The organism is Aestuariivirga sp. (genome assembly GCF_044239095.1).
Taxonomy (GTDB): domain Bacteria; phylum Pseudomonadota; class Alphaproteobacteria; order Rhizobiales; family Aestuariivirgaceae; genus Aestuariivirga.
Genome location: NZ_JBIICB010000337.1, coordinates 1 through 4027, shown reverse-complemented (window position 1 = coordinate 4027; position 4027 = coordinate 1). Strand labels below are relative to the sequence as shown.

The 4027-nt window shown below is 62.0% G+C and carries 4 protein-coding genes; 1 reads left to right on the top strand and 3 read right to left on the bottom strand.

Features of this window, described 5'->3' with window-relative positions:
* The 3 genes from ACILRA_RS20615 to ACILRA_RS20605 form a co-directional block, all read right to left on the bottom strand.
* Positions 1-1098: CTP synthase (locus ACILRA_RS20615; protein WP_395663926.1), on the bottom strand; the 1098-nt coding region annotated here is incomplete at its 3' end.
* Between the two features lie 90 nt (positions 1099-1188).
* The gene (gene secG, locus ACILRA_RS20610; protein WP_395663925.1) at positions 1189-1563 is read right to left on the bottom strand and encodes a preprotein translocase subunit SecG; all 375 of its coding nucleotides are present in this window, start codon (positions 1561-1563) and stop codon (positions 1189-1191) included.
* 99 nt (positions 1564-1662) lie between these two features.
* The gene (locus ACILRA_RS20605) at positions 1663-2439 is read right to left on the bottom strand and encodes an MBL fold metallo-hydrolase (protein ID WP_395663924.1); all 777 of its coding nucleotides are present in this window, start codon (positions 2437-2439) and stop codon (positions 1663-1665) included.
* Between the two features lie 375 nt (positions 2440-2814).
* Here ACILRA_RS20605 and ACILRA_RS20600 point away from each other — a divergent pair, with 375 nt between their 5' ends.
* On the top strand, positions 2815-3744 hold the full coding sequence (locus ACILRA_RS20600) for a phosphotransferase enzyme family protein (RefSeq protein ID WP_395663923.1): 930 nt from the start codon (positions 2815-2817) through the stop codon (positions 3742-3744).
* The last annotated feature ends 283 nt before the right edge of the window (positions 3745-4027 follow it).

Genomic DNA, 4027 nt, shown 5'->3' with positions numbered 1-4027 from the left:
GGCGGCCTTGATCTTGCCTTCCGAGCCCCGCTCCCCGAAACCGCCGGGAACGAGGATGCCGTGCACGCCCTCGAGATAGGGTGCGGGGTCTTCCTTCTCGAAGACCTCCGATTCGATCCACTCCAGCTTTACCTTCACCTTGTTGGCGATCCCGCCGTGAACGAGGGCCTCCTGCAGCGACTTGTAGGCGTCGAGGAGCCCTGTGTATTTGCCGACCACCGCGATGGTCACCTCGCCCTCGGGCTGGGTGATGCGGTGCATGATCTCGGTCCACTTCGAGAGGTCGGGCTCCTTCACGTCCTTGAAGCCGAAGATGTCGAGCACTTCCTGGTCGAGACCCTCGTTGTGGTATGAACGGGGCACATCATAGATCGACTTGACGTCGAGCGCCTGGATCACGGCCGAGGGGCGCACGTTGCAGAACAGCGCGATCTTGCGGCGCTCGTTCAGCGGAATCTCGCGGTCGGCGCGGCAGAGCAGGATGTCGGGCTGGATGCCGATCGAGCGCAGTTCCTTGACCGAATGCTGGGTAGGCTTGGTCTTGAGCTCTCCCGCCGTGGGGATGAAGGGAAGCAGGGTCAGGTGGATGTAGAGGCAGTCGCCACGCGGCTGTTCCTGGCCGAACTGGCGGATCGCCTCGAAGAAAGGCAGGCCCTCGATGTCGCCCACCGTTCCGCCGATCTCGACGAGCACGAAGTCATAGCCGTCGTTGCCGGTGCGGATGAAGTCCTTGATGGCGTCTGTCACGTGCGGGATCACCTGCACCGTGCCGCCGAGGAAGTCGCCGCGCCGTTCCTTGGCGATGATCTCCTGGTAGATGCGCCCCGTCGTGATGTTGTCCTGGCGGTTGGCGTGGCGGCCGGTGAAGCGCTCGTAATGGCCGAGGTCGAGGTCGGTCTCCGCACCGTCGTCGGTCACGAAGACCTCGCCATGCTGGTAGGGGCTCATGGTGCCCGGATCGACGTTCAGATAGGGGTCAAGCTTGCGCAGCCTCACGGAAAAGCCCCGCGCCTGCAGCAAGGCACCAAGTGCCGCCGATGCCAGACCCTTGCCGAGAGAGGAAACCACGCCGCCGGTGATGAAAATATATCGCGCCATGGAATTTCACCCTATCGGCTTCACGTCATGATTCGAAGCCCGGAAACTGGGTTTCCGGGCTTTGTGGATAACTTGAGACATCACGGGGGGTTAGGGCGTAACCGGAACCTGCGGCGTGGCCGGCGCCGCGGGAAGTTGCGGCAGCACCGATCCGCCGGTGCCGTCAGCCGGGGCCGGCTGTGAGCCGGAGGCCGCGGGCGGCGTGACATTATCGATCACCGAGCCGGTGCCGTGCTGCGTGGCGATCACGGTGAGCGCGATTGAGGTGCAGAAGAAGGCAACCGCAAGATAGGCGGTAATCCGCGTCAGCGCATTGCCAGCACCGCGCGCCGTGAACAGGCCACCGCCGCCCCCGCCGCCGCTACCGCCGATGCCGAGCGCGCCACCCTCCGACCGCTGCAGCAGCACGACGCCGATGAGGGCCAGGGCGATGATCAGGTGAACGACGAGAACGATGGTTTCCATGGAATTCCGGGCTGACTGGCTGAATTGCGGCTCGCTTTAGCGCTTTGATGTGGGAAAGGCAACCGCCAGGGGCAAGGGCCCGGATCCAGTCCCTATGCCTCAGTTCCCCGGCAGCACCAGAAGCTTCGGCTCATCCGGAAGCCCCGCCGCCGTGAAGATGCGCTCCGGCGTGGTCGAGGTTTCGAGCGCATATTCCTGGCTCACCGTGGCGATGAACCGGTTGAGCGTCGTCTGCCCGAAGAAATGCATCGGGATCACCACCCGTGCCTTGATGGTGCGGAGCACATCCATCATGTCGGCCTGGCCCATGGTGTAGCCGCCGTCGACCGGCACCATGACGATGTCCAGCCTGCCGATCATGCCGACATGCTCGGCCCCCAGCAGGTGGTGCAGGTGGCCCAGGTGCCCGATGCACAGGCCCGCGACCTCGAAGATGAAGATCGAATTGGCATCTTTCGTCCGGCCGGTCATTCCGCCGCGGATGTCGGTGGTGACGTTCCTCACCCGGATGTCGCCGATCTCGACATCATGGAAGGCCGGATCGTCGCCATCCGGGTTCCAGCCGCGCAGCACGTGCTTGATCGCGGGGTCGGGAAAGTCCGTGTAATGGGTGGAGTGCGCCCGGTTCATGGTGACGCCGTCCGGCACGATCCCGGCGGAATAGCCCGAGTAATCGGTCACGATCCGGGTGCCGCCAGGGCTTTCGATGATGAAGCTCGAATGGCCGATGAAGGTGAGCTTCACCTCCTCCGGCGTGAGGGCCGCTGGAACCACGCGGGGCTCTGCCCCGGCCATGGCAAGGCAATCACTCTGGAGGGCGGCAGCAGGCGCCGCACAGCAGAAGAAAAGCAGGGCAGACAGGATGAACGTCCGCATGTCGCGCTCCCTCGTTAGAAGGAACGCTCAAAGCGAAGCATGGCGAAACTTGGGCAAAACGTGCCATCCGCCGGGGTAGCTGAGCGTCTGACGCAAATGTGATCGTGGACGAGTGTTCGTTCAATTGCTTGAGCCCGCATTCGCCAGATGACACACTTACTTCTGGCAGACTTTCCACGATAGGGGCCGGTCTTGCATCCGGTCCAATATTGCGCAAATCTCCGACCTAAGAGGCCGGTCATCCGGTGAGTGCTGATAGGGTGCATTTCCCGCCTGTTCATGGCGATTGGAAACGCATCTATTGATGTGCAACGCTGCCGGGAAAGACAGCCGCCGCTGACTTTCTTACACAGCGCGCCGTTCGGAGCGGTCATAGTGTCTGACGAAACCCACGCATATTGGCTAGACGCGGCACACGCACTCTTGGGCGATGCAAGCGCTGAGATTCTTGCCGGCGACAGTGAAGTCGCAACGCTTCTTCTCACACTGACTGATCGGCGCCAGTTTGTGATGAAAGCCGTGCGGGCAGCCAGCGAGAAGCGCGCAAACCTCGTTTTCCAGTGGGAAGCGCTGATGCTTTTGAGCGCCGAGCCAGACTTCCCCGGCCCGCAACCTGTGTCGCGCCACAGCCTCAGTGATGAAACTCAGGTCTTCGTTTTTGGATATGTGCCTGGCCGGCATCCGGCGTTTGAAAGCGATGAAGATTTTAGAGTTTTCGGCGCCACGCTCGCGCGCTTTCATAAGATTTCAAAGGGGAAGCGCCTTTCGGGGGCGGCCAATTGGGACCTGCATCGCGTTGCCCGCCACTATGAAAACCCGCTTCTGCTTCAACTCTTGAGCAATCAGGAGAGAACGATCGTTGCAGCAGCGCTCGACCGGTTTGGCCCGCAGTTCCAGGCGCAAATTGATGAAGGCGTTTGGACGGGCTTGGTTCATTCCGACAGCCATCGTCATAATGTTGTGATCGACGGCGCACGCGGTAGTCTTATCGATTTCGGCGAATGCGGCTTCGGCGCCCTGTTTTGGGATTTGGGCGTGGCGGCCGCTGATAGTGCCGTCGATGCGCCCGAGCGGGGCGAGGTCTGTCGCCAAAACCTTGTCGCAGGGTATTGCACGGTGACCCCAGAGGCTGAGCCCATTGTTGACAAGACCCTGCCGGTCTTCGAAGCGATGCGAAGCCTGGAAGTGATCACATGGCCTGTCAGCGATTGGACTCCGGAGCGGCTTGCGAGAGACCAAGAGGAGGCGCGCGGCAATATCGAGGTTTCTGTCTGTCATCTCGAAGCATTGCTCGATTTGCCTTGAGTGGTTTGGAACCGCTTCCCCTGCTGTCACTGCGGCTGCTGGCGCCGGTGACGTGATCTGCCCATGACTGCATCAGTGGCCGCCGGAGTTCGACTAGAGCGGCGGGCGATCAAATGGAATCCTTGTGACGGCTGATGTCTTCTCCCGCTCCTTCAGCGGGAGAAGAAGGGACCCGTTGCGGGACGCAACGGGGAGATGAGGGAACAAGGGCGCTGCATACAATTCGGAGCCCCGCGGTCCCTCACCTCCCCCAACTTCGTTGGGTCCCCTTCCTCTCCCGCGT

Bases quoted from the DNA above. Each gene is read 5' to 3' on its own strand.
- secG (WP_395663925.1), bottom strand. From the start codon at position 1,563: ATGGAAACCATCGTTCTCGTCGTTCACCTGATCATCGCCCTGGCCCTC.
- ACILRA_RS20605 (WP_395663924.1), bottom strand. From the start codon at position 2,439: ATGCGGACGTTCATCCTGTCTGCCCTGCTTTTCTTCTGCTGTGCGGCG.